Origin of the sequence: Kitasatospora brasiliensis (genome assembly GCF_032654805.1) — a bacterium.
In the GTDB taxonomy this organism is placed as follows: Bacteria; Actinomycetota; Actinomycetes; order Streptomycetales; family Streptomycetaceae; genus Kitasatospora; species Kitasatospora brasiliensis.
This window is the reverse complement of record NZ_JAUOOW010000007.1, coordinates 106356-130576: the sequence shown is the minus strand read 5'-3', so window position 1 is coordinate 130576 and position 24221 is coordinate 106356. Positions and strand designations below refer to the sequence as shown.

At 71.5% G+C, this 24221-nt stretch carries 26 protein-coding genes; 3 read left to right on the top strand and 23 right to left on the bottom strand.

What is annotated here, in order from left to right:
• Positions 1-5: 5 nt before the first annotated feature.
• From QWJ13_RS26580 to QWJ13_RS26540, 9 genes are all read right to left on the bottom strand, one after another.
• Positions 6-674, bottom strand: a complete 669-nt coding sequence (locus tag QWJ13_RS26580; RefSeq protein ID WP_316527572.1) for a 3'-5' exonuclease — start codon at positions 672-674, stop codon at positions 6-8.
• Positions 662-1744, bottom strand: a complete 1083-nt coding sequence (locus QWJ13_RS26575) for a DegT/DnrJ/EryC1/StrS family aminotransferase (protein ID WP_316527571.1) — start codon at positions 1742-1744, stop codon at positions 662-664. Before QWJ13_RS26575 ends, QWJ13_RS26580 begins: the two co-directional genes overlap by 13 nt.
• Positions 1737-2786, bottom strand: a complete 1050-nt coding sequence (locus QWJ13_RS26570; protein WP_316527570.1) for a radical SAM protein — start codon at positions 2784-2786, stop codon at positions 1737-1739. The genes QWJ13_RS26575 and QWJ13_RS26570 overlap by 8 nt, the downstream gene beginning before the upstream one ends.
• The gene (locus QWJ13_RS26565) at positions 2783-3448 is read right to left on the bottom strand and encodes a thymidylate kinase (protein ID WP_316527569.1); all 666 of its coding nucleotides are present in this window, start codon (positions 3446-3448) and stop codon (positions 2783-2785) included. The genes QWJ13_RS26570 and QWJ13_RS26565 overlap by 4 nt, the downstream gene beginning before the upstream one ends.
• Positions 3445-4077 carry a GTP cyclohydrolase I gene (folE, locus tag QWJ13_RS26560; RefSeq protein ID WP_316527568.1) on the bottom strand — a complete coding sequence of 211 codons (633 nt, stop codon included), beginning with the start codon at positions 4075-4077 and terminating at the stop codon, positions 3445-3447. Before folE ends, QWJ13_RS26565 begins: the two co-directional genes overlap by 4 nt.
• An 88-nt stretch (positions 4078-4165) precedes the next feature.
• Positions 4166-5266 carry a glycosyltransferase family 4 protein gene (locus QWJ13_RS26555; protein WP_316527567.1) on the bottom strand — a complete coding sequence of 367 codons (1101 nt, stop codon included), beginning with the start codon at positions 5264-5266 and terminating at the stop codon, positions 4166-4168.
• Entirely contained in the window at positions 5263-5811 is a 549-nt protein-coding gene (locus QWJ13_RS26550; protein ID WP_316527565.1) for a phosphoribosyltransferase, read from the bottom strand. Before QWJ13_RS26550 ends, QWJ13_RS26555 begins: the two co-directional genes overlap by 4 nt.
• 49 nt (positions 5812-5860) lie before the next feature.
• Positions 5861-6595 (bottom strand): 7-carboxy-7-deazaguanine synthase QueE, encoded by a 735-nt coding sequence (locus QWJ13_RS26545; RefSeq protein ID WP_316527564.1) that lies wholly within the window; start codon positions 6593-6595, stop codon positions 5861-5863.
• Entirely contained in the window at positions 6592-7011 is a 420-nt protein-coding gene (locus QWJ13_RS26540; RefSeq protein ID WP_316527563.1) for a 6-pyruvoyl trahydropterin synthase family protein, read from the bottom strand. Before QWJ13_RS26540 ends, QWJ13_RS26545 begins: the two co-directional genes overlap by 4 nt.
• 257 nt (positions 7012-7268) lie before the next feature.
• Between QWJ13_RS26540 and QWJ13_RS26535 the strand changes: the two genes are divergently transcribed.
• A complete protein-coding gene (locus QWJ13_RS26535) occupies positions 7269-8567 on the top strand; it encodes a helix-turn-helix domain-containing protein (protein WP_316527561.1) in 1299 nt (432 codons plus the stop codon).
• Here the strand turns inward: QWJ13_RS26535 and QWJ13_RS26530 are convergent.
• From QWJ13_RS26530 to QWJ13_RS26470, 13 genes are all read right to left on the bottom strand, one after another.
• Positions 8535-9167, bottom strand: coding sequence for an HAD family hydrolase (locus QWJ13_RS26530; protein WP_316527560.1), 633 nt, complete (start codon positions 9165-9167; stop codon positions 8535-8537). The two genes, QWJ13_RS26535 and QWJ13_RS26530, sit on opposite strands and share 33 nt — an antisense overlap.
• A gap of 213 nt (positions 9168-9380) precedes the next feature.
• The gene (locus QWJ13_RS26525; protein ID WP_316527559.1) at positions 9381-9542 is read right to left on the bottom strand and encodes a hypothetical protein; all 162 of its coding nucleotides are present in this window, start codon (positions 9540-9542) and stop codon (positions 9381-9383) included.
• Positions 9539-10369, bottom strand: a complete 831-nt coding sequence (locus QWJ13_RS26520; RefSeq protein WP_316527558.1) for a hypothetical protein — start codon at positions 10367-10369, stop codon at positions 9539-9541. Before QWJ13_RS26520 ends, QWJ13_RS26525 begins: the two co-directional genes overlap by 4 nt.
• 437 nt (positions 10370-10806) lie before the next feature.
• The gene (locus tag QWJ13_RS26515; RefSeq protein WP_316527557.1) at positions 10807-12669 is read right to left on the bottom strand and encodes a glycoside hydrolase family 15 protein; all 1863 of its coding nucleotides are present in this window, start codon (positions 12667-12669) and stop codon (positions 10807-10809) included.
• A gap of 140 nt (positions 12670-12809) precedes the next feature.
• Positions 12810-14294, bottom strand: a complete 1485-nt coding sequence (locus QWJ13_RS26510) for a helix-turn-helix domain-containing protein (RefSeq protein ID WP_316527556.1) — start codon at positions 14292-14294, stop codon at positions 12810-12812.
• Positions 14295-14385: 91 nt separating this feature from the next.
• Positions 14386-14892, bottom strand: coding sequence for a helix-turn-helix transcriptional regulator (locus QWJ13_RS26505; protein WP_316527555.1), 507 nt, complete (start codon positions 14890-14892; stop codon positions 14386-14388).
• 47 nt (positions 14893-14939) lie between these two features.
• Positions 14940-16403, bottom strand: a complete 1464-nt coding sequence (locus tag QWJ13_RS26500) for a Mur ligase domain-containing protein (RefSeq protein WP_316527554.1) — start codon at positions 16401-16403, stop codon at positions 14940-14942.
• Positions 16400-16786, bottom strand: coding sequence for a roadblock/LC7 domain-containing protein (locus tag QWJ13_RS26495; RefSeq protein ID WP_316527553.1), 387 nt, complete (start codon positions 16784-16786; stop codon positions 16400-16402). The genes QWJ13_RS26500 and QWJ13_RS26495 overlap by 4 nt, the downstream gene beginning before the upstream one ends.
• Before the next feature lie 297 nt (positions 16787-17083).
• The gene (locus QWJ13_RS26490; RefSeq protein WP_316527552.1) at positions 17084-17968 is read right to left on the bottom strand and encodes a phosphotransferase enzyme family protein; all 885 of its coding nucleotides are present in this window, start codon (positions 17966-17968) and stop codon (positions 17084-17086) included.
• A complete protein-coding gene (locus QWJ13_RS26485) occupies positions 17965-19266 on the bottom strand; it encodes a helix-turn-helix domain-containing protein (RefSeq protein ID WP_316527550.1) in 1302 nt (433 codons plus the stop codon). The genes QWJ13_RS26490 and QWJ13_RS26485 overlap by 4 nt, the downstream gene beginning before the upstream one ends.
• 119 nt (positions 19267-19385) lie before the next feature.
• Positions 19386-19652 carry a DUF397 domain-containing protein gene (locus tag QWJ13_RS26480; RefSeq protein ID WP_316527549.1) on the bottom strand — a complete coding sequence of 89 codons (267 nt, stop codon included), beginning with the start codon at positions 19650-19652 and terminating at the stop codon, positions 19386-19388.
• Positions 19649-19879: a DUF397 domain-containing protein gene (locus tag QWJ13_RS26475; RefSeq protein WP_316527548.1), complete on the bottom strand. Its 231-nt coding sequence runs from the start codon at positions 19877-19879 to the stop codon at positions 19649-19651. Before QWJ13_RS26475 ends, QWJ13_RS26480 begins: the two co-directional genes overlap by 4 nt.
• Positions 19876-20778 carry a helix-turn-helix domain-containing protein gene (locus QWJ13_RS26470; RefSeq protein WP_316527546.1) on the bottom strand — a complete coding sequence of 301 codons (903 nt, stop codon included), beginning with the start codon at positions 20776-20778 and terminating at the stop codon, positions 19876-19878. The genes QWJ13_RS26475 and QWJ13_RS26470 overlap by 4 nt, the downstream gene beginning before the upstream one ends.
• Positions 20779-21170: 392 nt before the next feature.
• Between QWJ13_RS26470 and QWJ13_RS26465 the strand changes: the two genes are divergently transcribed.
• The gene (locus QWJ13_RS26465; RefSeq protein WP_316527545.1) at positions 21171-22925 is read left to right on the top strand and encodes an SUMF1/EgtB/PvdO family nonheme iron enzyme; all 1755 of its coding nucleotides are present in this window, start codon (positions 21171-21173) and stop codon (positions 22923-22925) included.
• On the opposite strand, the gene QWJ13_RS26460 is transcribed toward QWJ13_RS26465, so the two are convergent.
• Positions 22920-23348, bottom strand: a complete 429-nt coding sequence (locus QWJ13_RS26460) for an NUDIX domain-containing protein (RefSeq protein WP_316527544.1) — start codon at positions 23346-23348, stop codon at positions 22920-22922. The genes QWJ13_RS26465 and QWJ13_RS26460 overlap by 6 nt on opposite strands.
• Before the next feature lie 44 nt (positions 23349-23392).
• Between QWJ13_RS26460 and QWJ13_RS26455 the strand changes: the two genes are divergently transcribed.
• Positions 23393-24217: an NTP transferase domain-containing protein gene (locus tag QWJ13_RS26455; RefSeq protein WP_316527543.1), complete on the top strand. Its 825-nt coding sequence runs from the start codon at positions 23393-23395 to the stop codon at positions 24215-24217.
• Positions 24218-24221 lie beyond the last annotated feature (4 nt).

Here is a 24221-nt window from a genome sequence, read left to right as displayed (position 1 = left end):
CGCGGTCAGAACAGGGCGTTCTGTTCCGCCTCTGGCGTCGCCGGCGGGAGTCGTTTGGGCTGCAGCCCGGCAGCCATGTCCAGTTCCAGCAGGGTGCGCCACCGGCCGGCGGCGCACCCTTGGGCGAGCAGCCGGGCCAGGAGCTGGGCGGTGACTTCGACATCGGGCATCGCGCGATGCCGGTCGACCGGCTTGGCGATGCCGTAGTGACCGAGGAGGTTGTCCAGGCTGTACGAGCCGAGCCCGGGGGCGACTGCCTTGGCGAGGCGGATCGTGTCGAGCAGTGGCGTTGCGGCCAGGATGGTGCAGTGCGCGGCCTGGTGGGCGATCATCCCGGCCTCGGTGGAGGCGTGGTGGGCGACCAGCCGGTACGGCGGCCGGGTGAGGTTGGCGTCGAGCCGGGCCATCACCTCGGCGGCCGGGGCCGCGTCGGCGAGCAGGGCTGCGGTGATGCCGGTCTGGGCGGTGTCGAGCGGGGTAACGGGGACGTCGGCGGGCGGGCGGATCAAGGACTCGAACCGGCCCGCCTCCACCAGGCGGCCGCCGTCGGCGCGCAGTGCGAGGGCGGCGACCTCGATCGGCTCGGCCGGGCGTCCGGCGGGGGTGAGGCCTTCGAAGTCGATGACGACGAAGGTCGTGGCGGCGAAGCGCGGGTCCTGGGTCAACTGCTCCACGAGGCGGCCTCCTGTCGGATCGTCAACGCCCGCTGTTCGATGTCTCGTTCGGAGTCGTGTGCGGTGAACGGGACGGCCAGCAGGGTGTCCACCGTAGCCTGCGCGCGGGGGAGGTCGCCGGTGGCGTAGCCGGAGCAGGCCGGGTGGAGGTGGGCTGCGGTGAGGTGGTGCGTGCCGGTGCTATTAGGGACGCCGAGGCGGGCGAGGCGGGCGGAGAACTCCCGGGGCCCGGGCAGGGTCAGGCGCCACAGCGCGCTGTAGCCGTTGGGCGTCTCGCCGCCGGCTGCTGCGAGCGGGACCACGCCCGGGGTGTCGTCGACGGCGTGGTGGAGGGCAGCGGCCTGGCGGCGGCGCAGCGCGAGGGCCTCGGGGAAGTGCGCGAGGTGGTGGCGGGCGAGGGCTGCGAGCGGTTCGGCGAGGCGGTGGTTGACGCCGAGGCGGCTTCCGGCCGGGGTGCCGGGGGCCGACGTCTGCCAGTGGGTGCGGTGGGCGGCGGCCCGGTCGGCGAGGGCGTCGTCGTCGGTGAGGAGGTAGCCGCCTTCCCCGCACGAGATGATCTTGCCGTCCTTGAGAGAGAAGCAACCGATGTCGCCGATGGTGCCGGCGTGGCGGCCACCGGTGGTGGTGCCCTGTGCCTGGCAGGCGTCCTCGATCAGCCGCAGTCCTGCGGTGCGGGTGTAGGCGACCAGGTCGTGGATGCCGTCGGTGCGGCCGGCCAGGTGCACGGCGACGACGGCCTTTGTGTCGGGGCCGGTCTTCGCCGCGAGGTCGGCCAGGTCCATGCTGCGGCCGTCGGCGGTGGTCTCGACGAACACGGGGCGGGCTCCGGCGGCGACGACCGTCATGACGACGGTGACGGCGGGCACCAGGACCTCGTCGTCCGCGCCGACGCCGCATGCGGCCAGCGCGGTGGTGATCGCTGCGGTGCCGGAGGAGACGGCGACGGCCCGGCGGGCGCCGAACGCGGCGGCCAGGTCCGTCTCCAGCGCCGCCACTTCGCGGTATCCGGTCGGGTCGGGCATACGGGCAATGGCACCGGCCATCGCCCGGTGGCCGGTGTTCTCACGCACGGGAGGCCTCCTGCCCGGTGGACGCGAGGGCAGGGAAGCCGGCGAGCGGCCACATGTTGACGCAGTCCACGGAGAACAGCGCGCAGTCGTTGCCGCAGCCGGTCGGGGCCCGGAACAGCTCCCGGGCGGTGGCACCCTTGAGGCTGCGGTGCCGCTGCGGCGGGGTGGCGGCGATCTTCAACCCGGAGGGGCAGTCCCACACCGTGCCGTCCGGCTGCACGAAGTACAGGGTGTCGCCGCCGAAGCAGCCCGGCACGAGGTCGGTCGGCCGCCGCACGGCGGAGGCGACCTGGTCGGCGTACGCGCGCTCGGGCAGCACCAGCGGCAGGTCGGCGGCGTACAGGTCGTCGAACCGGGCGGTCAGCTCGGGCAGCAGGTCGGAGGTCAAGGACAAGATGGCCGACAGGCGGTGTCCGGTGTCGAGGGCGATCGGCTGCGGGACGGCGTAGTCACAGCCCAGGCCCGCGGCGAGTTCGGGGACGGCGACGATGTCGGCGAGGTTGCGGCGGGTGATGACGCTGTAGATCCCGACCTTGGGCCGGGGCGCGCTCCCGCGGGCCTCGATCAGCGCGATGATGCCCGACACGACGGCCTCCCAGCCATCGCCTTCGCGGCGCGGCGGCCGCCACCGGTCGTTGTGGACGGGGTCGGCGCTGTCCAGCGACACCGACACGGCGTCGACGCCGAGTTCGATCAGCGGTTCGCGGATCTCGGGCCGGTTCAGGGCGACGCCGCTGGTGCACACCACCACCTCCAACCCGCCCGCCTTGAGGATCCCGATCAGCCGGTTGATCGGCTTCCACAGCAGCGGCTCGCCGCCGGCGAGGAAGACCCGGCCCACCGGCGAGTCGGCAAGCGTGGCCGCGAACTCCAGCACCTGGTCGGTCGTCAGGTCGTTCGGCGACAGGTGGGAGAGCACCCCGAGCCGGGTCGGCACCTGCTCGCGGTGCTCGTCGTCCGTCCCGAAGTAGCAGTACAGGCAGCCGTGGCTGGCGCAGTGGGATCGCAGCCCCCACAGCAGGCTGATCGGCTTCTCCCTCACGATGCCGCTCCTTCCCCGGCGGCCGCGCGGCGGCACGCCTCAACGATGCACTCGACCGCGTCGGCCTCGCCGACGGTGCGCCGGTCGAGCACCAGGTACTGCTCGGGCCGGTCTGCCGCGAGGAGATGGTAGATCCGGCCGGCCCGGGCCATCAGCGCGCACTCGTCGGCGCTCGCCGGCAGGCCGGTGCGGTCCTCGAAGCGGGCCAGGCACACCGCGGGGTCGTCGGTGAGCAGCACCGTCGTCGTGGGAACCGGCCGCCACGCCTGGATGGTCCGCTCGATCTCCAGGGCCTGCTGCAGCGCCCAACCGTCCGTGGAGGCCTTGGACTCCGCGAGCACGGCGGCCTGGTAGACGGCCACGGAAGTCGGACCGCGGTCCTCCAGCACGGTGCGCCCGGCGCCGACGGGCGGCAGCGACTCATACCGGTGCACCTGGAGCGCGGCCAGCAGCAGCGTTTCGGTGGCCGGGTGCCCGGTGCGCAGGAACCGGTCGCCCCCGGCGTACAGAGCCGCGACGACTTGCCCGGGCAGGCCCGCGGGCGCGGAGTCGGGCAGCTCGACCAGCGGTACACACACCACACCGAGCGCGGCGGAGGCGAGCCGCCCGAGGTGGCTCTTGCCGACCCCGTTGACGCCTTCGAGGGTCACCCAGCCGCTCACCGCACACCGCCGGCCATCGCGGCGACCCGGCGCAGCCGCTCCACCGTCACCAGGTCGCCCGCCAGCGTCTGGCTCAGGTACTCGGTGGCGGTTCGGGCACCGTGCGCGGTGACACCGCGCGCCGTCATACACAGGTGCTCGCCGACCATCCACACGGCCACCGCCTTGCTATCGGTCAGCCGAGCGACCTCCTCGGCGATCTCGGCTCCCAGCCGCTCCTGCAACTGCAGCTTGTGGGCGTGCTTGTGGGCGATCCGCACCAGCTTGGACAGGCCCAGCACCCGGCCGGCGGGCGCGTACGCGATGCACACCTCGGCCGTGAAGGGGAGGAGGTGGTGTTCGCAGGTGCTCGTGATCCGGATGCCGCCGACGGCGACGCAGCCCTCGCCCTCGGCCTGGTGGTCGAAGACGGTGTCGGTGGTGCCGGGATCGTAGTCGAGGACCTCAGCCCAGTACCGGGCGACGCGGTCGGGGGTGTCCACGAGGCCGGGCCGCTGGGGGTCCTGGCCCAGCGCGATCAGCAGGTCGCGCACGATGCCAGCGACCTTCGTGGTATCGATCGGCGGTCGGCCGACGGCCGGCTCGATGCCGGACCGGGTCGGGCTGGGGTCGGTCAGGGTGGAGTGCACGGGAGGGTCCTCCTCTTTTCCGTGGAAGGAGACGACGGGGTCGCACGGTGCGCCCGTGCGGCGAAGCGGTCCGGAGGTCGGGGGCGAGCTACAGGCCCAAGGCGTCGAGCAGGGCCCGGGCGGACTTCTCGGGGGTGAAGCGGTCGATGCGGCCGGGCGCCGCGGTGGCGGCCCTCCGGTAGCCGTCCGGGTCGGCGAGCAGGTTGGCCAGCAGCTCCCACAGCGCGCCGGGGCCGGCATCCAGGGGCACCGTGCGGCCGGCCGGTCCGGCCAGGCGCGGCACGTTTCCCAGGTCGAAGCCCACCACCGGGGTGCCGACCGACAGGGCCTCGGCCGCGGTGAAACAGAACGTCTCGGGCACGCGGGTGGAGATGACGGTGGCCGCGCCGCCCGCGAAGAAGCCGGGCACCTCGTTCCAGCCCAGCGGCGGCAGGATCCGCACGAGGCCCGGGCGGGCGGCCTCCACCCGGCGGCACGCGGCCAGCGTCCGCTGCTGCCCTCCGGGTTGGAGTTCGAACCCGGCCTCCGCGAGGACCACCTCGACGGGCCTGGTCCAGGTGTCGGGCAGCGCCTCCATCAACTCGGCCAGGCCCTTGGCAGGGTCCGCGCGCGAGACGATCCGTACCGGGCCCGTCCCGCGCAGGTGCTCCCGCCGCTCGGCCGAGGTCGGCGGGATGAGGGTGTGCAGGGCGTTCGGAACGGTCGTCCACCGGCTGGTGTCCAGGCCCGCTTCGGCGCCGCCGTCCGCCAGGTAGTCGCTGGCGGGGCAGACGACGTCGGCCGCCGCCAGGGCGCGCCGCCACCGGTCCTCGCCGCTGGGCCGGATCTTGTGGACCATGAGCGCTGTCGTCACGCCATCCGGTGCGGGGGCGAGGTAGCCCAGGCCCCACAGGGTGTCGCCCCAGCAGGCGGCGTCCACTTGGTGCTCGGCCAGGATCCCGCCGACCTCCTCGACCACGGGGCGCGGGTCGGCCAGCGCGGACAGCACGTCGGCGTTGGTCGCCGGGTGCGGCAGGACAACGCTCTTCAACCGGATCAGACCCGGCTCCCGGTCGCCGGGAGGGCCAGCCGCCAGGACTAGCGGCGTGTGGCCCAAGGCCCGCAAGCCCTCAACCAACGCGCCGACGGACCGGTCGATGCCCGACGGCTGATCGGGCCGGTACGACAGGAGGCACAAAGCGATCTTCATGCTGCTTCCCCTCCGGTGGCCGGTCCGGCGGCGGCACCCTCCCAGGGGAAGACCACCCAACCTCGCACCGTCACCCCGATGTGGTTCACGGTCTCGGCCGGCGGCCGGCCCCGGGTCCAGTTGGCCTCGTTGACCACCAGCACCGCGGTGCGCACCCGGGCGGCGCCGGCCTGCCGCACCAGGTCCGCGACGGCTTCGAGCGTCTCGCCGGTGCCCGCCACGTCCTCGACCACCAGGACGTCGAGCCCCGGCAGAGCGCCCAGCGACGCGGGATTGCGGATCTGCGGACCGGCGGTCTTCACCGCGTCGACGGCGTCGTCGACCGTGTGGGTCACCTCCAGCGCCCGCACGTCGCGGACACCGAGCCGGTGTGCGGCCATCACGGCGGGCACCAGCCCGCCGCGCACCACGCCGACGACGGCCTGAGGGTACCCGTCCGTCGCGACCCCGCGGGCGATCGACTCGACCTGCTTCTCGATGTCCGGCCAGGACAGATACTTCGGACCGGCGGCCGGGTCGCGGCCCGCGGCGGCAATACTCGTCACAGCGTTCTCCTTCCAGGAGAGGGAGGTAGGGGGGTGGTTCGCGGGAGGGTCAGCGGCCCTTGGCGTTCTCGAACGCGAGGATGTGCAAGCGGGTGCCCAGATGCCAGCCCCGCTCGGCGACCTGGTCCGCGATGGCTCGGGTCGTCGTGACGACGGCCTCGATCGTGGTTCCCTCCGGGATCACCCACACCGGCGCGAGCCGGTGCGCGTCAGCCACGGCGGCGATCCGGTCGAGATCCACCGCCGACGAGGCGACGAACTTGAACACCGCGCAACCGCCCGCGGCGAAGGCCTCCAACGTCTGCGGCACGATGCTGCGCGCCTCGTCAGCCCCGAAGCTCGCCAGCTTCGGGGAGACGTTGAACCGGACGCCGTCGACCAGTAGCGCCGGCTCGGGGATCAGGGTGCCGTTGGTCTCGAACTCCACCCGCTTGGCGGCCGACAGCAGCAGCGGCACCAGGACGGCCAACTGGCGCTGCTGGATCAGCGGTTCGCCGCCGGTGATCACCATCAGCTCGACGGGAGAGGACGCGGCCCACTGCGCCAGGTCCGCCACCGTCTGCTTCGTGGATACCTCACGCGGGTCGTACTGGCCCCAGTCCCACGTCTCCTTCGTGTCGCACTTCGTACAGGTCAGGTTGCACCGCGACAACCGGATGAAAAGAGCCGGGTGACCGGTACTGGGCCCCTCCCCCTGGAACGTGGGCACCTCGACGCCGAATCGCTCCGCGACCAGCAGCGTGACGTCGGCCGGGGCCAGGCTGGGCAGCGACCGCCCGCTCACGGCGCGGCCACCTCGAACCGGGCCCAGCTGCTCTCCGTCTCGCGTACCCGGACGGCGGCCAGGCGCCCGGGAATCCCGGGCTGGACGTTCAGGATGAACCAGCCGGCCAGGAACTGCGCCAGGAGCTCGGAGGTCGGTTCGAACGAGAGAACCTCGTGCAGGTTGTGGTGGTCCAGCTCGGAGTCGAGGAAGCGCTTGAACGGCGCCAGCGCACCGAAGTCCGTGACGAAGCCCGGCGCTTCAAGTCCCACAGCGGACACGGTCAGCTCGACCTGGACCTCGTAGCTGTGGCCGTGCTGGCGCGAGCACTTGTGTTCGACAGGCAGTCCGGGGAGCCGGTGGCCGGCCTCGAAGGCGAAGGTCTTCGCGATGCGAAACGTTCCGGGCGGGATCGGAACGGAGCTCGGATCCATCATGACTCCTTGGGGCGGGCGGCGCTCAGCCGCGCGAGGTGGCGTGGGGCAGTGTCGAACGGAGGGCCGGTTCAGGGGCCGCGTCTGTCGGCGGGTTGGGCATTTCGGAGACCTCTGGCAGGCTGTGGCGCAGAGATCCGCGGGCGTCCGACCCGCGAGCGCGACTGCGATCTGTGCAGAATCGAGCACACACCGTCAGTGGCGTGATGACAATGCTGTGGCGCGATCCAAAAGCGATCCCACTTCCGAGGAGCGCCCCGATGCCCGATCAACTGCGCGACGATATGCGGGAAGCCCGCCGCGTATCCGGCATGGGCTGGGCCGAATTCGCCCGCATGAGCGGATTCGGAGTGCCGTACCTGCGCAACGTGGAGAACGGCAACCGCCGGGTGACCGAGCCGGTCGCCACCGCCTACGACCAAATCCTCAAGACGGGCGGAAAGTTCGCCGCTGCTCTTGCGGATGCCGCCCCTGCGGACATTCCTTGGAACCAAGCCGGGGCGACACTGGCGGTTCTCACGAGCCTGATGGAGGGGAGACGAGTGGATCGCAGAGGGTTCCTAGCGGCCGGTGTCGCACTGTCGGCGTCGACAAACAACTGGGCCACCGCCATCAGCTGCACCCTCCTGGAACCGCGGGCCAGGGCTGTGGACGGTTCCTCCCTTATCGCGGGTCTGGAGGGCCGGCTGGACCACCTGCGCCATGTGGACGACGCGCTCGGGAGCGGCGAGGTCTACATGGCTGCGCGCAGCGACCTCGCCTTGGCGGTGGCAGCGATCAAGTCCCGGCGCTACCAGGGGGACAACCTGTCACGGATGTATGCGATCGCCGCCGAGGCGGCCAGGCAGGTTGGCTGGTCGGCCTTCGACCAAGGCCGCTTCGGCGTAGCCCAGTCCTACTTCGACGCGTCCTTGCGGGCCTCGGCGGAGTGCGGTGACGCGGTCGCCGGCGCCTACACGCTGTCCTTCGCCGCCATTCAGTGCTATTCCTCTCCGGGCCTGGCCAACCGGGCGGTGTCCTTCGTCGACACGGCCAGGTCCCAGGTACGCGGCAGAAGCACCCCCCGGATGGAGGCGATGCTCGCCGCCCGCGCCGCCCGGGCGTGGTCGAAGGACGGGGCGAAGGAGGAAACGAAGCGCGAACTCCACCTCGCCCGCGCGGCGCTGGACAAGGGCCGGCGGGAGGGCGATCCCAACTTCCTCTACTGGGTGGACTACGGCGAGGTCGAGATGATCGCCGGCTCGTCCGCCCTGGATCTGGGAGATCCCGCCGAGGCCTTGCGGTGCTTCGAAGCCGGCATGCAGGCATATCCGGGTGACGAGCAATACCCCCGCAGCCACGCCATCTACCTCTCCCGTGCTGCGGAGGCGCACCTCGCCCTGCACGACTTGGACGCAGCCGTGGCCACGGGACGGCACGCGGCGGCCTGCCTCGGGTCGGTCGACTCTGCCCGGTCGGCCTCTCAGCTGCGGGGCCTGCGCGAGAAGCTGGCTCCGCACCGAGCCTATGCCGGGGTCCGCGACTTTCTAGACGCTGGGCAGGTGCAGAAGCTCGCGTAGTTGCCGGGCGACAACCTCCTCGTCCAGCCCGAGCAAGGGGGTAAGGCCGAACCTGCGAGCGGCGGCGAGGTTCTCCTCGCTGTCGTCCACGAACAGGCAGTCCTCGGCACTGACGCCGAGACGCTCCAGCACCAGCCGGAAGGCCGCAGGTTCGGGCTTGCGAACGCCGTGGTCCGCCGACAGCACCACCGCGTCGAAGGTGCCGTGCAGATCGAAGCCGGCGTACGGGTCGTAGGGCTGTCGACCGAGGCTGTTGGACAGTACTGCGGTCCGTACACCGGCTGCCCGGGCTTCTCGTGCGGCCTGGAGGACCAGGTAGGCGGGGAAGGCGTCGTGGAGGTATCGGTCGAGGAGGTTGTCCGATGTCACACCCATCAGGGCTGCGAAGCCGGTGTTCCAGTCCTCCTGGCGGATCTGGCCGAGTTCGAGGCGCCGGAACAAGTCCTGACCGCGAGGATCGGCCCAGGCGCGCAGGAACGTTCCCTGGGGGATCTTCTCCCGGTTCTCGAACCACGTGATGACCTCGACCATGTTCGACGTCAGGACGCCGAAGAAGTCGAAGATCACCGCCCGAAACGAAGTCGCTTCCGCTCGCTCCACCCGCACAGCCTACGAGGAACCTCCCGCCGACCAACACCCCGCCGGGAAGGTCGTCAACCGACCCAATGCAGCCGGTCAATCCGACACTATGTCGGGTTGACCGGCCGTTTTGCTGTTCGAGTGGGCCGTTGAGCCCACGCGTGATTGCGAGGCCCTGGTGGCGTTGTGGCTGGTCAGGCGGGGTGTGCGAGGCAGGGTGGGTGTGCCTGGTAGTCAGGGCTGTGCGTTGTCCGGGAGGGGCACCCCGCAGCGGTCGAACAGGTCGGCGAAGAACCGCTGGAGAAGGGGGTGTGCCCGGTTGAGGTTACTCAGCTCGGTGGATCCGAAGCGGAAGACGTCGTAGCCGCGGAGCTTGAGGTCTCGGTCCGAGCTCACGGTGTCGGCGTAGGCGCTTGCTTCGGCGTAGTGGTGGCGGCCGTCGACCTCCAGGACCACTCGCCGGCCGTTGGGTAGGAGCATGAGGAAGTCCATCCGGTGGCGTGCAGGGCGTCCACACCGCGTTGGCGGACGGTCCTGGGGTCCCAGTGCAGCCAGACTTCCGGAAGCAGGGCGGGCAGGTGCGGGATGTGCCGGCCGTGGATCCTGTGATAGAGGCGGAAGAGGTGGATCTGCGGGGAGTTGTTCTCGTCGGGCTGGCAGGCCATCAGGCGGTTGTAGAGGGTTGCTTTGGCGTCGTCGTCGTCGGTTGTGCCGGTGGCGTCCTGCCACCATTGCAGCAGCTCGTGCCAGCGCAGGCCGTCGGGTCCGGTCGGCCGGTCGTAGTAGAGAACCTCGTCGAGGCCCTGGACAACCTCGATGTCGTTGTCGACGGCGCTGAGGAAGCGGATGTCCGGCTTGGTGGACGAGGCGAAGACCAGGTTCTTCGGGCTGCGGCCCGGCGCGGAGCCGGCGTGCAGGAGCCGGAAGTACGGGTAGCCGTCCTGAAGGTCGGTCTGCTCCAGACTGGCGGCGGCGCGCACCCGGCCCTCGCCGAGGATCCGGCCGAGCAGCTGGACGGCATGGACGGGCGCGAGCAGGCCCAGCTGGTGATGGTGAGCGCCGAGAGCGGCGAGTGCGGGCAGCGGCGAGCGGCTGGTGACGACGACCAGGCACGTACTGGTGGCGGGGATCAGAGGCACCACCACTTGGTCGGCGGTGGCGGCGTCTTCCAACACCACCAGCAGCCGCCGGGTGGCGGCGATGGACCGCCACAGTGCCCGCAAGTCCGTTTCCTTCCAGGGGAGTTGATCCACGTCACGGTCTCCGAGCCCACGGAGCAGGGAACGGGCGGTCTCGACAGCGGGTGCTGAGCCGCCGACGTCTCCCGTGCGAAGCTGGACGAGGAGTTGCCCGTCCGGGGTAGCGATCGGCGTGTCGGCAGCCCCAGCGCGAGACCAAGGCACTTTTGCCGGCCCCGCCGGATCCGGTAATCACGATCACCGGGGCGGTGCCCTCGGGCAGGTCGGCGACCAGCCCGTCCAGAGCGGCGACGTCGTGCTCTCGGTCAGTGAACACCCTGGGCGTCGAAGCGAGTTGTCGAGGAATCGGCCGGTCCTGTACGCCGGGGTGGAACTAGATGGCGCCGACCTGGCCGGCCTGGACGGCGTGGCGGACCTGGGCGCCGTCGATGTGGTTGGAAACGGTCGGCATGGGACGGTCGTCAGAACGAGGCAACGGCGCCGGTCCGGGGGCTCGGACGGCCAGGGCTGGGCGGTGCTCCGAGAGCAACGGCGGCGTTGACCAGTGCCAGGTGGCTCAGCCCCTGCGGCGTGTTGCCGAGCTGGCGGCCGGTGGCGGGGTCGTACTCCTCGGCGAGGATACCGATGTCGTTGCGCAGGGCGAGCAGCGCGTCCATGCGCTCGCGGGCCTCGTCGGTGCGACCGATCAGGGCGAGCGCGGTGACCATCCAGAAGGAGCACGCGAAGAACGCGCCCTCCTCGCCGGCGAGGCCGTCCACGTTGGCGTCGGCGTCCTGGTGGGTGCGGTAGCGCAGCACGAGGCCGTCGTAGGTGGCGAGTTCGCGTTGGACGGCCTCGACGGTGCCGATCACCCGTTTGTCGTCGGGCGGCAGGAAGCCGGCCTGCGGCAGGAGCAGCAGGGAGGCGTCCAGCTCACGGCTGCCGTAGGACTGGGTGAAGGTGTTGCGCTCCTCGTCGTAGCCTCGGGCGAGGACGGTGCTGTGAAAGAGTGCCGCGACCGCGCGCAGGCGGGCCAGGGTGGCCCGATCGTGGTCCGGGCGGCGCTCCAGGAGCCGGACGGTCCGGTCGATCGCGACCCACGCCATGATCTTGGAGTGGGTGAAGTGGCGCTCGGGCCCGCGGATTTCCCAGATTCCCCGGTCCGGCTTGTGCGCGGTGGCGACGACGAGTTCGGCCAGCCCGAGCAGCAGCGCGTCGGCTGCGGGATCGGGTTCGAGGCCGGCGTCCTCGGCGGTCAGCAGGGCGTCCGCGACGTACCCGAAAACGTCGAGCTGGCGCTGGCCGGCCGCGCAGTTGCCGATCCGTACCGGGCGTGAGCCCTGGTACCCGGGCAGGTGGTCCAGGACGGTCTCGGTGAGCTCGCTGCTGCCGTCGAGTCGGTACATGATTCGCGCGGTGAGCGGGTCGCCGATCGTGTCGACCAGCCACGTCCGCCAGGCACGCGCTTGCTCCAGGAAGTGCCCGGCGCGCACCAGCTCCCGGACAGTGAGCGCGGAGTCGCGCAGCCACGGGTAGCGGTAGTCCCAGTTGCGTTCCCCGCCGATCTCCTCGGGCAGCGAGGTGGTGGGCGCGGCGATGACCGCGCCGGTCGGGCGGTGGACGAGGGAGCCGAGGACGGCCACGGAACCGACGACGGCGTCGCGATAGTGCCCGGCGTAGGTGACGTTGGCGCTCCAGCTGGCCCACTCCCGCTGCGTTTCAGCGAGTGCCTGGCCGGCGCCCGGTACGGGCGGGACGGGGGCGTCGGACTCCTGCCAGGTCAGGGCGTACGTGGCCTCCTGTCCCGCGGTCAGGACGGTTTCGGCGACCGCGGCTCCACGTCGCCGGGGCCGATGGTCGGGACCGTCCAGCCACAAGGTGGTGCCCTCGTGCTTGGCGGCGAAGCGTCGCACGCCGTCGGGGCTGGTGATCTCGCGCAGGACGGCGTGGGTGCGGCCGTAGCCGGGCGCGACGACGATGCGGGAGGTGATGCTCACCCGGCCGCGCAGACACCGGGCGATCCGGATCACCTGGGCGGGCCGCTCGGCACCGGATGTGGGCATGAACTCGGTGACCTGCAAGGTCCCCTCGGGTAGCTCCCAGACCTGGTCCAGGACGAGGCCGCCGCGGCGGTAGGCGCGGCGGGTGACGGGGAGGGGCTGAGCGGAGGTGGGGGAGAGCGACCAGTAGCCGTGGCGCCGGTCGCCGAGGAGCGCGGTGAACACCGCCGGCGAGTCGAACTCCGGCAGGCACAGCCACGGGATCGCGCCGTGGAGGTCGACGAGGGCGGTCGAGCGGCCGTTGCCGATCGGGGCGTAGCCCTCGATCGGAAGAGGAACGGGCATGCGAAATCCTGGCGTTGGTGGAGTGGTGGGAGGTCAGGGGTGGGAGCGGGTGCGCGCGACGGGCTGCTCCAGCAGCCGCACGGCCCCGGCTGCGGCGGGCCGGGACGGCGGCCGGGAGAGACCCGTCCTTGCAGCCGGGTTCACGCCACCGGGCAGATCGGCTCCAAGTAGGGGATGTGGTTCGGCGGGGGCAGGGTGACGATCCCGGTGAGCACGGCGACGGCCGCAGCATGGGTGCGGCTGCCGCGCCGGGAGAGCGTACGGACGACTCGTCCTTCGACCGTGCGGGCCGTACGCAGGTTCAGGCCGACGGCGTTCGCCCCGGCCTCGCTCAGCGTCCCGGTGCAGATCAGCGCCGCCACGGCTCGCCCCGCCTGGTCCAGCTCGGGGACGGATCCGGGTAGATCGGCGCGCAGCCGCTCGGTGTCGATTGCCTCGGCCGTGATCAGGCGGACGACCAGGTGCGCGTCGTCCACGGCACCAACGCGCCGGCGTAGGTTGGCCAGGCGAGTCCGGACCAGGTACTCCCCGGTATGGACGTGGTCGCCGATCTCGGTGACGCCCAGCCCCTGGGCGGCCAGTTCGGCGATCCGGCGCTCCAGCGCGTTCAACTCGGGCCTCGGGGCACGCCGAGGCCCGGTGTCCGGCACGATGCTCGGGGTCGTCAGGATCCGGCGGACCCCGGCTTCTCCCACCACGGGCGCCTGGTCGGCGGTGCACACGACCAGCAGCTCGTCGAGCGGGGCCCCGAGCAGGTGAGCCGCTTCCAGATAGGCGGCGGTGCCGCGGTCGTACGGTCCCTGGCGGACCGCGCACGACCAGGCCGCTCCCAGACCAACCGCCTCGACGGCACGGTTGGCATCGACCGCCACCGTGGGGAGCACCAGTGCGCACGGAACGCCGAGGGCCAGCGCCTGGTGCACCAGCCGCACGACGGCCGGCGCTGTCCCGCGGGGCGGGGCCCCGGCCAGGATTGCCGCCAGCGACGGCACGTCCGGTAGGCCGGCCAGCACGCCGAGGTGCATGGCCAGGCCCTGCGCGGAGCGCAGCATCGCGACCGAGCGTCCCAGCGGATCAGGGTGTTCGGGTTCAGCGTGCGCTTCGTCTACGGGTTCGGATGCACTGGTCCCTCCCCTCGTTCGGTGGTGCAGGGCGCGGCCCTGGCCCGAATCGGCCGCCATGGGTGTGGTGAGGTCGGCCAGGGTGTCCCCGGCCGGATCGATCAGCTGGTGTTCAAGCCCCCGGCGGACGGCGACAACGCGTTTGTGGGTACCGAGCGCGTCGAGCACGGCGTCCTCGTAGAGCTCTGCCACGCTCTCCCGGACCTCCAGCGCGCGGGCGACGTCACGGCGATTCCCACCCTGCCCCCAGATCCGCAGGATCAACTTCTGCTCGTCCGACAGCACCGGAGCAACACCCACCGAGGCCGAACGGGGGAGCAGACCGGACTGCCATGCCCGCACGAAGGCGTGAACCCGGTTCGTGGTCTTCAACCGGTCGTACACCTGGCGCAGGTAGCCCTTGACAGTGTCGACACCCAGGTTCATCGCCGCGCCGATCTCCGCGTTCGTCATGCCGAGGCCGGCCCTGTCCAACACCGCGACCTGCCGCGCGGTGAGCGCCATGGGCGGCACCTTCGTCCGCATCAGCGGATCCCCCCAAGCATGGGAATCAGCAGCACGCTGGGATCTCCGGCCTGCCGGATGCGGCGCGGCATCAGCGCGCCTCCGCCGATTGCCGGAACTCGCTGAGCCTCACGTCGGGCCAACCGGCACCCAAGGCCCGCAGCGGCACCAGGTCGGCCAGCACGGCCGCCGCGCTCGCCTGCTCCCTCGACCGAACCCCGAGGGCCCGCAGGATCATCTGGATGTACGTCTTCACCGTGTTCACGGTCAGCCGCAGCCGCTGCGCGATGGTGGCTGCGTCCTCGCCGGCCACCAGGCCGGCGAGGATCTCGACGTGTTGCGCCGGTAGCGGCTTGCCGGTGGGGTTCATCACGTGCACGTCCGTCACTAGGCCCCAGGCCGCGCCCAAGGCGGAGGCGTGGGAGCGCGACGTCGCATCGACCTTCGTCAGCAGAGCGAGGACGGCGGCGCCGACCTTGGGCTCCTCGATACCGGTGGCGCGGCTGGTTGCGCCGTGCAGGGCGCCGCGGGCCACCTGTTGCAGGAGGAGGACGTCGGTGTCGGAGAGATCGGGCTTGACGGGAACGGGCGAGGGCATGGGGGACCTCCAACAGGAGCGGGGTCGTGATGGGGTGGGGGTGTGGGCTATCGGGCGGGCTTCGGCCGGTCGAGGGCGGCCAGCAAGGAGGGCCCGATCCGCCGGGCGGCCTGGGAACCGATGGTCAGGATGAGGTCGCCCTGCTGCACGAGGGAGGCCACGAGGGCCGAGGAGCCCTGCCGGTGCAGGTCGGGCTCGAAGCGGATCACCGTGCCGGTGGAGCAGACGTTGAGGATGGATTCGCCGCCGTCGGCGTGGTTCTGACCGCGGGGGAACGTCGAGTGGACGGGAAGCAGTACGGTCCGGTCGGCGGCGCCCAGGGCCTCGGCGATCAGACTGGCGAGGGCGTTCGACCGCAGGTGCCCGGAGGGCTCGTACACCGCCACCACCGCGCCCTCGGTGAGCATCCGGGCGCCCTGGAGGTCGGCAGCGATCTCCCCCGGGTGCACAGCCCTGGACTCGACGACGTCGACGCCGCCGTTCGAGCCGAGCCGGGTCAGCGACCGTTCGACGCCCGCGAACGCGCTCAGCCCGTCCACCAGTTCGTGGCCGGGAACACCGAGGGCCCAGCCCGCGGCCCACGCCGCCGCGACGGCCATGGCGTTGTTCGTCCCGGTGACCGGCACGGTGAACGTGTGCCGCTCGCCGCCGGCCTGGACGGTGACGCGGTGGTGGTCCCCGGTCCAGAACGTCCCGAGGACCTGCACGTCCATGTCCGTGCCACGGCCTACGGTCACCACCCTCGGCCCGGGGCGCCGGTGCAGCCGGTCCGCGAGCTCCTGGCACCCCGGCTGGGCGACCCACACCACCACGGTGTCGCTGTGCCTGGCGAGGGCCTCCATCTGGTCCAGCGCCTCCGCCTGGTTCCAGAAGGCCGGCGGCGCCGCATCCACGGCGGTGATCAGCGTGACCGTCGGGCTCAGCCCGTCACCGAGGGTGCGGAACCGCCAACCGGGCGGCGAGGTCTCGTGGCTGGAGCCGTCCGGGCAGAGGTCCACCACCAGGACCTCCCCGCCACCGTCGTAGCCCGCGGAGTCCCCCTTCGGAGCCTCGGCGAGGATCCACCCGGCATCGCGGCTGACGAGCGCACAGGTGAGCGCGGCGGCAGCCATGGTGGTCGAGTGGCTGCCGGCGACGGCGACCGTGATCGGTGCCGTGCCGGCCAGCAGCTCGACGGCCCGCGCGTAGCCCATCATGGGCAGGCCGCGGCCGGCGATGTGGCTGGTGAGGTCGTGGGTCACGGTGTTGTCGCCGCCCCAGATCAGCGAGGCCGTACCGGGGGCGGCCGCTCGGAGTGCGGCCCCGCGACGCTGAAGCCGCTCGACCAGCTCGGGACGAAGGCTCGCCTGCACGGGGGAGATCGTGACCCGGGCCTGTCGGCGGGTGAGGTAGGAGGCCAGTCCGGCCATGCCGGGGCTGAGCGGGTCGGGGATGTGCACGGTGCCGAGGACATCGGGCAGCGGCAACGGGCGCCGCGGGCGGGTCGGGGCCTTGGTCGAGATCGCGTTCACGCCGCAGCCCCCACGGCGACGGTGCTGTCCGCCAGTTCGACGAGCCGGGCGGCGATGTCACCCAGCTGGGCGTTCTTCCCGCACACCGTGGCGAGCATCGAGCCGTCGTTGGCGCCGACGAGAATCAGCGTGCGGCCGGACCGGTCCTCGATCACGCTGTGGCCCCAGAGGCCCCGCTCGGCGGTGCTGAGCCCGATGATCTCGGTGCTGCGGTTGCTCACGGCGTGCAGCGCCGCCATCACGGCCGACCAGCGGTCGGCGTCGTCTTCGTCGACCCCGGGCGAGCAGCCGAGGACCAGCCCCTCGGGGCTGACGTGGATGGCGGCGAGGGCGCCGGCGGTGCCGGTGACCAAGTCCTTCAGGAACTGCGGATGGCGCAACACGTGAGCCTCCTTGGCCAGAACGAACGCGGGGGAGGTGGGGTCGGAGCGCGAGAGGATCGGCTGGGACCCGAGGGATCGCCGGGGCGGCGTCTCCAACACGTTCAGAGTGGCCAAGGGGACGGTGTGAGCGGGAGGGGGGCGATGGGGACAACCCCGGCGTGGCCCAGTTGTCCCCATCGACGGAGCCGGGCAGCCTCGAAGACCTGTCCGAACAGCGACTGGTGAGGTGCAGCTTGAGCCGCGCCGGCGAAGCGGCCGATGTGGTGCGGCCGGAGCCCGGCCCAGATGGCTACGGGGTCAGATGGCAGTCCAGCCCCAAGGCCGGCCGCCTTCCCGGCCTTGGATACAGGCGAGGCGGTAGTGGGCCTCGGCGCGATGCCGCGCGGGGTCGGCCGCGGCGAGCTGGAGGGCGAAGCAGGTAACGCGCAGCTCGCGGATGTTGCGCAGGACCGGATAGCTCGGCCACTCCGTGACGTCGGCACCGTAGGCGGTGCAGATCGCCTGGTACTGCTTCGCCGTCACGCTGCCGAAGCTCGTGAAGCCGGCCGCCATCGTCGCGAGGTCGTACTCTCGCCGTCCTCGGGAGGAGCGCTCGAAGTCGAGCAGGTACGTGGTGGTCGGGGTGACCGCGGTGTTGCCGCCCCAGGCGTCTCCGTGGACCACGCAGAGCGGCCGTCCGGCGGGGAGCTCGTCCCATGCGGTCTGAAGGTCGGCCAGGTACCCCCGCAGCCAGTGCCGCTGGTGCTCGTCGAGGGTGACGGCTTCGTCGATCCGTTCGGCGAGCCGGACGAGCGGATCGAGGAGGCCGAGGTCGATGTGCCCGGGCACCGGCAGCTCGTGCAACCGGCGGAGGAGGGGCGCCATGTCGGCGCCTGTGCCCGGTCGGTGGGGCGGCAGTTCGTGCCAGAAGGTGACAGGCCGGTTGCCAACGAGGGCCGGAGTGGAGAACATCTCCAGCGGACGGACGACCGGCAGGCCGCACTCGTGGAGCCAGCGGGCTATCGCGATCTCCTGCACCGCCGCGGACCACTGGCCGGGCCGGGCGACGCGGGCCACCACACCGTCAGGAAGACGCCACAGGGCGTTCTCACCCAGTCTGATCAGCTCGGCACCGTCGGCGGACAGACCGGCGTCGGCACATGCGCTGAGCAGGACGGCGTGGGAGCCGCTGGCAGTGGTCACTCACCTACCGTAGCGGCGATCTGGATACGCAGGCCTTCGAGCCTGGCGTGCTGTTCGTACCGACGTGCAAGCTTCGCCAGGTCCTGGAGGTCCCGCACAGCTCGGTGCGAACGGAGCTGGGCGATCTCGGCCACGGCCCGCTCGGCCTCTGGAAGCGCGGAGTCGGGGTTCCCCATGATCAGCAGCAGCCCGGCGAGCTTGGTGCGGCTGAACGTCCTGGACCGGGCGAAAGGTTGGGCGTGCCCGTCGACGGCGGTCCTGAGCCGGCCGAGCGCATCGTCGACGGCGTGGCCCGCGAGCGCGAGGTCGTAGACGGCGTGACCGGTGTCGCCGTGGTGCTGGGCTTCGTCGTAGTAGGTCATCCAGCGCGACTCCTCGCCGGTCTGGAGCTGGGCGTACGCTTCGTCGGACCGTCCGATGGCCGTCAGCGCCGCTTGGCGGTTGCCCAACCTGGCGTGCCCTCGCGCCGCGGCGTTGTGCAGCATGGCCCGCTCGGCCGGGGAGAGCCGGTCGGACCGAACGAGGCCCAACTCGGCCAGAGTCACGCCGTCGTCGTAGTGCTCGCACCAAGTGGCGAGCCGGGAGCGCAGGTTGTACGAGACCGCACGTGCGGACCAGTCGCCCGCTTCCTCCGCGAGGTCGGTCGCCCATCGAAGGCGCCGGCCGGCCTCGGCGAACTCCCCGGCGTCGAGCAGAACGGCGCCGGCGGCCGAGGCGAGACGGCTTGCCGCGGTGAGCAACTCCGGACGCAACGCGCTGCTGCACGGCGCCGAGGTGAGAGCCTCGGCCCACCGGAGCTGCGCGACGGCCGTCTCCCGTACGAGCCCGCCTCCGCCGTGCAGGTTGTCCCAGCTGCGCAGGACCGCGGCTGCGGATCGTACGTGGGCCACGTCGCCCGAGCGCACTGTCGTACCTGGTTCCGGGGTGATGGGGATCGTCGGGGCCACGTCGGGGGCGGAGGAGTCCAAGGGGGCGGTTGAGGGGTGCGGGCCGGGTGCCTTCGTCGTCGTGACGGCGGCGTCGTCTCCGCTATGGAGGTCCACCCGCATGTACACCAGCACCAGGCTGCGCGTGAGCGCTCCGCCGGTGTCCAGAGCGACGTCGAGTGCTTCGGTGTGATGCCGCAGGCACTTGCGCTCACCGCGTTCCATCTTGCCGATCAGATCGCCGCTGAGGTGTGCCCGTTCGCCGAGCTCGTCCTGTCCGTAGCCCCTCAGCGTGCGCCACTGCCGGATCTCGTTGCCCAGCCATTCCTCGGGCGAACGCTCCGGGTGCAGCGTGTTGGGTCGTGCCGCCATATCGGCCCCCTCAGCCCCGGGATGGGGACAAGCGTGTTGTCCCCATCCCGGGGACGTTCTCTTTCCTGGACTGGGAACCAGCGGTTCCGTGCATTGCCGCGATGGACCCGGCGTCAACCTCAGCGCCGGACGGCCTGGTGCTCGGCCTCGTCGATGTCCGGCTCGAACTCGCCGTCCTGGCATCCTCGAACGAAGGCGATCCACTCCGCCGAGGTGAAGAAGAGCACCTTCCCCGTGGCCGAGTGCCGTAGTGCGGCGGCGCCGCCCGGAAGGTACGCGACCTCCAGACGGTCCGAGGGATCGCTGCCCGGGGCCGCCATCCACCGGGCCGTGCGGAGGTCGAGTGCGTAGAGGTCGGCCTTGGCGACCGGCGCGTCCGTCGTCACGCTTCGACCAAGGCATCGGCCGCGAGGGCGCGGATGAACGACCGCACCTGACCGGCATCGGACCGGAGCGCCGGGATCTCCGGGTTCTTCGAGTCGCGGATGGCGACGGCCGGCAAGTCCGGGACGGCCGCCACCTCGACGCAGTTGCCGTTGTTCGCGGTGTAACTGCTCCTGTGCCAGCGCACGTTGTCGAGCGGTGCGGCGTAGAGGCGATTCGTTTCGATCATGATGCGGTCAGTCTTCTCTCGGTCTGCTCGATGAGTGCCAGCGAATCCTGGGGGCCGAGGGCGGCGCGCAGGAGGTAGGAGTGGAGGCGGGCAAGACGCCGAAGTCCGAGCGCGTCGTCGACCACGATCGTCCCCGTGACAGCCTCGGCGAAGGCGGTGTCCGGTGCGTCCTGGCCGCCGCCCTGGAACAGGGTGAACGCTCCGGTCAACGCGCCTTCGGCTCCGCGGTCGAACGGAACGACTCGAAGGTCCACGGTCTCCAGACGGCAGACGTCCTGGAGATGGCGGAGCTGCGCGGCCTGGACCGCCGGCCCTCCCACTTCGAACTCCAGCGCCGCCTGGCTGATGACGGCCGTCAAGCGCAATGGGACTTCGTCGCGCAGGCGACGCTGCCTCATGTTCTTGACCTCGACCAGACTGTCGACCTGGTCCGGGCCGAGCGCCGCGAAGCCGACTTCGGTGACGGCGCGGGCGTAGGCCTCGGTCTGTAGCAGGGCGGGTATGTACGCGATCTGGTACTCGGTCGCGGAGAAGGCCTCGTGCTCGTAGGAGATGAACTCCGTGTACCTGCTGCTGAGGACGTCCGCGTAGGTGTCCCACCACATGGCCGTGCGTGTGCGTCCTCGACGGAAGAGCGCCTCCAGGTGCTCCCTGTCTGGCTCGGAGACCTCGAAGAGGTCCATGAGGGCCTCGAAGTCGGCCGGGGTGGCGCTGCGTTTGCCGGTCTCGACCCGCGTGATCTTGGAAGTGCTGCACCCGATCCGGCTGCCGACCTCTTCGGCCGTCCAGCCGGCGGCTTCGCGTCGACGTCGGAGATCGGCACCGAACTTGCTGCGTGCGGCGAGGGGTTGCTGCGGGACGGCTGGCGCCATCGATCCCTCCGAGAAGCCGTGGTCCAAGGGAGTCTGTCGTTCCGTCAGCTTAGCGGGAGCCTGTGCACCGCACATGCGCGGCAAGAGAATTGGCATTTTGCCAATCACGTGCTTGACGGCGCGAGGGGAAGGCGGGACCCTGATGGCGGTGACACACCGCAGCGAATCGGATGCGGATTGCCACCTCTCATTCGCTTGTGCCCCAGCGACCTCGTGACGTCTTGCCGAGGTCTGCGCCAGGGTCTTCACCCTCTCCGCCCCAGGGCGACCGGCCGGTGGACATGACCCGCTCTCGGCCTGGTGTGCCTCGCCGCCACACGTCTCGGTCGGCGCGCACCTTCATGGTCCGTTCTGTGGGGCCAAGCGCAGGCCATGGCCGCGGCGGCAACGCCGGGGCACACGATTGGAAGGGATGACGTGTGGACCAGGAGACACGGACGGATTCGTCCGGCGGGGGCGGCGCGGCGGAGGGCACGATGCTGGCGCAGATCGTGAAGGCCGCAGGCCGTACAGGCCGGGCACCGCTGCTGATCCTCGGCGCCTTCGAACGCGTGGGCTCGAACTGGGTCAGTGATCAGCTTCGAGCCTCGATGCAGCAGCACAACGAGCCCTTCCGGCAACAGCTCGGTGCGGCGCACCCGCTGTCGGCCCTGAACCCGCGGCCGGACTCCGAGCTGACCGCACTCAACCGGCACCACCTGGCCTGTGCACTCCACGACCTCCACGGCTCGGAGCGGCACGCCGTCAAGGAGACCAATCTGTTCTTCGCGTCCAGGTCGGTCACCGGGCTGCTGCCGGAGTCCCCGGTCCTGGTCCTCACCCGCGCACCGCTCGGCATCGCGTCCTCGTTCGAGCGCGGCGGCTTGTGGCAGCGCTGGGTGTACGCGGAGCGCTACCTCGGCCTGGCCCGCACCGCCAGGACGCCGCGATGGCGGGACTGGTCGCCGCTGCTGCCCCTGGACGATCCGCAGCCGCCGGTGGCGCTCGCCCGGATGATTGCCGTCAACGCCCTGCTGCTCGCCGAGGCGTTGCGCGCGGACCTCGCCGGATGCGGTCGCGCCCTTGCCCACCTGCAGTACGAGCGGCACGTCACCGCGCCCGAGGAGGTACGTTCCGGGCTCGCCCGATTCCTGGGCGTCCCCCTGGCCGCGCCGTCCGGTATGCCGAAGCGCGGGGACGGCGGGGACTTCGACACCAGTCGACCGAAGAGCGAGCTGGTCGCCGAACTGCCGGCGAGCAGTGCCGCGCTGGTCCGTCACCACGTCGCCACCGCCCTGGCCCGCGCCACCGCGATCGTGGACGCGGCGACCGTGAACACCGCGAGCCACTGGCTGGCCGGAGACGACGAGTACGAGCTGCGTGAGCCCCAGGAACGCGCCCGGCGTCGAGCGGCGGCGCCGGCGCAAGCGGGCTCTCGGCTGCCGAGCGTGGGCTACCGTCGAAGCGGTCTCAGCCCGGTGACGTGGCGCAATCTGCTGATCTCGAACCTGGAGATGGCCGATCTGCTGAACGCCCTGCTGGAAGCAGGCATGGAGAACACCCGGCACGGCACGCACCTGCTGATCAACCCAATGCCGCACGAGCGCGGCGGCCGCCTTCACCTGGACCAGGGGCGAAGGTGGAGGCCGAGCCCCGGGTTCGAACGCCACCCCGCCTACTGGGTCACCTGGTTGGGCGCCGCCGCACTCGCGGCCTGGCACGGTGCTCGACTGCCGACCCGAGAGGAGGCCCTCGCCGCGGTCGCCATGGCTGGCCCCGGGCACAACACCGGCTACACGTTCGGAGACACCACCCCGGTGGTGGAGCCCGGAAGGGGCGCCGGGCAGATCCACCACCTGACGGGAAACGTCCAGATCTGGTGCGCCGACGGACCGGACACCGGCGACGAAGCTCCGCTCCGCCGGTACCTGTTCGGTTCCGCCTGGAACACCCCGGGCGACAGCGAGACGGTCGAAGAACGCCGGTCACGCTTCCTGCTCGGCTCCTCGCGCGGCGTCGGGGTGCGTCTGGTGCGCGGCCCGGAGGCGTGCGCCGCCGACGCACTCGGCGCCTGGGAGATCGCGCAGCGGATCGTCTGCTGGATCGGTGAAATCGACGATCCGGACCGGACGCCGGGCGAGCTGGACCGCTGGCTGGTGTACGTGCTCACCCGGCCCTCCGGCACGAGGTCATAGCCCGATATTCGACTTCGGCCCCATGTACGAACCGGCACCCGGCCAGCCGGCCCTGGCCAGTTCCACGAACCGCTCGGAGAAGCCGTGACCGGGAAGGTCATCGACCTTCACCCACTCCACGCCGCGGATCGGCCGGGTGTCAGCACCGTCCATGACGTCGCCGATCCGGCCGCCGGTCACCTCGACCTCGAACGAGATGTGCACGACGCCGGCGGCGGTGACGTCGCAGACGTACAACAGGCGGCCGACCTCGACGTCGAGCCCGGTCTCCTCGCGCATCTCCCGGCGCAGGGCCTGGGCCAGCGTCTCGCCGTCCTCGGCCTTCCCACCGGGCAGGGACCACGTCCGTGGCCCCTCGGTGTCCTGGTTCAGCAGCAGCATCTGGCCGTCCCGCACCGCGATGCCCGTCACACGTGTATGCATGCGCGCACCGTACCGCGCCCCAACACCCCTAGGAGAACAGTCCGTTGAAGAATCCCCCCATCCCCGTGGTCATCGCCGCCGGTGGGCTGGGCACCCGGGTGGCCGGCTGGTCGCGAATGCTGCCCAAGGAGTTTCGCCCGGTCGGGGGACAGCCCGGCCTGCTCCACGTCCTGGAGGAGGCGGTGGCCGGAGGCGCCGAGCGCGCGGTCGTCGTCCACCACCCGTACTACGCGGGCTTCTACGCCTGGCCCTGCCACGTGCTGTCGCCCGACGCCCACCGGCGCTACCAGGAGGCGGCCGGCACGCGGCCGATCGGGCCGCGGCCGGCCGCCGGCCTGGACGTCGAGTTCGTTGCGCAGCGCGGACGGTACGCCGACCTCACGTCGGTGCTCAACGGATCCGTCCACCTGCGCACCGGCAACCTGGCGTTCGCCTTCGCCGACAACGTCGACCTCAGCCACTCCGCGCTCGCCGCCCTGCTGGACCAGACGGACCCCGCGCATCCGGCCGTGCTCACGGCACCCTTCGACGCGGCGGAGGCCGCTCACCACGGTGTCGTCGTGTGCACCGGTAGCGGGTCGGTGCGAACCATGGCGGGCCTGGTCGAGAAACCCGGTGCGGTCGAGGCCGCCCGCCTGCTGGACGAGCACGGGCAGGACAACCTGCGACTTCTCCAGGGCCGGGGGCGTACCACCTCCGGCCTCGTGCATCACTTCGCGGCCACCGCCCGTCACGCCGGTCGCGCGGAACCGAAGCTCTCCCTCGCCGTCGCCGGCTACGCCCGCAAGCACGTTGTCCAGGTGGTCACTGCTGAGTTGATGGTGGACCTCGGTGCCCCCGAGCCGTCCGGGGAAGTCGGCGTCGCATGAGGTG

Coding starts and splice junctions, on each gene's coding strand:
- QWJ13_RS26460 (WP_316527544.1), bottom strand. CDS start 23,348: ATGCATACACGTGTGACGGGCATCGCGGTGCGGGACGGCCAGATGCTG.
- QWJ13_RS26485 (WP_316527550.1), bottom strand. CDS start 19,266: ATGGCGGCACGACCCAACACGCTGCACCCGGAGCGTTCGCCCGAGGAA.
- QWJ13_RS26515 (WP_316527557.1), bottom strand. CDS start 12,669: ATGCCCGTTCCTCTTCCGATCGAGGGCTACGCCCCGATCGGCAACGGC.
- QWJ13_RS26555 (WP_316527567.1), bottom strand. CDS start 5,266: ATGAAGATCGCTTTGTGCCTCCTGTCGTACCGGCCCGATCAGCCGTCG.
- QWJ13_RS26475 (WP_316527548.1), bottom strand. CDS start 19,879: ATGATCGAAACGAATCGCCTCTACGCCGCACCGCTCGACAACGTGCGC.
- QWJ13_RS26510 (WP_316527556.1), bottom strand. CDS start 14,294: ATGGCGCTCACCGCGCGGCAGGTCGCGGTGTTGGACAGGGCCGGCCTC.
- QWJ13_RS26540 (WP_316527563.1), bottom strand. CDS start 7,011: ATGATGGATCCGAGCTCCGTTCCGATCCCGCCCGGAACGTTTCGCATC.
- QWJ13_RS26535 (WP_316527561.1), top strand. CDS start 7,269: ATGCCCGATCAACTGCGCGACGATATGCGGGAAGCCCGCCGCGTATCC.
- QWJ13_RS26505 (WP_316527555.1), bottom strand. CDS start 14,892: ATGCCCTCGCCCGTTCCCGTCAAGCCCGATCTCTCCGACACCGACGTC.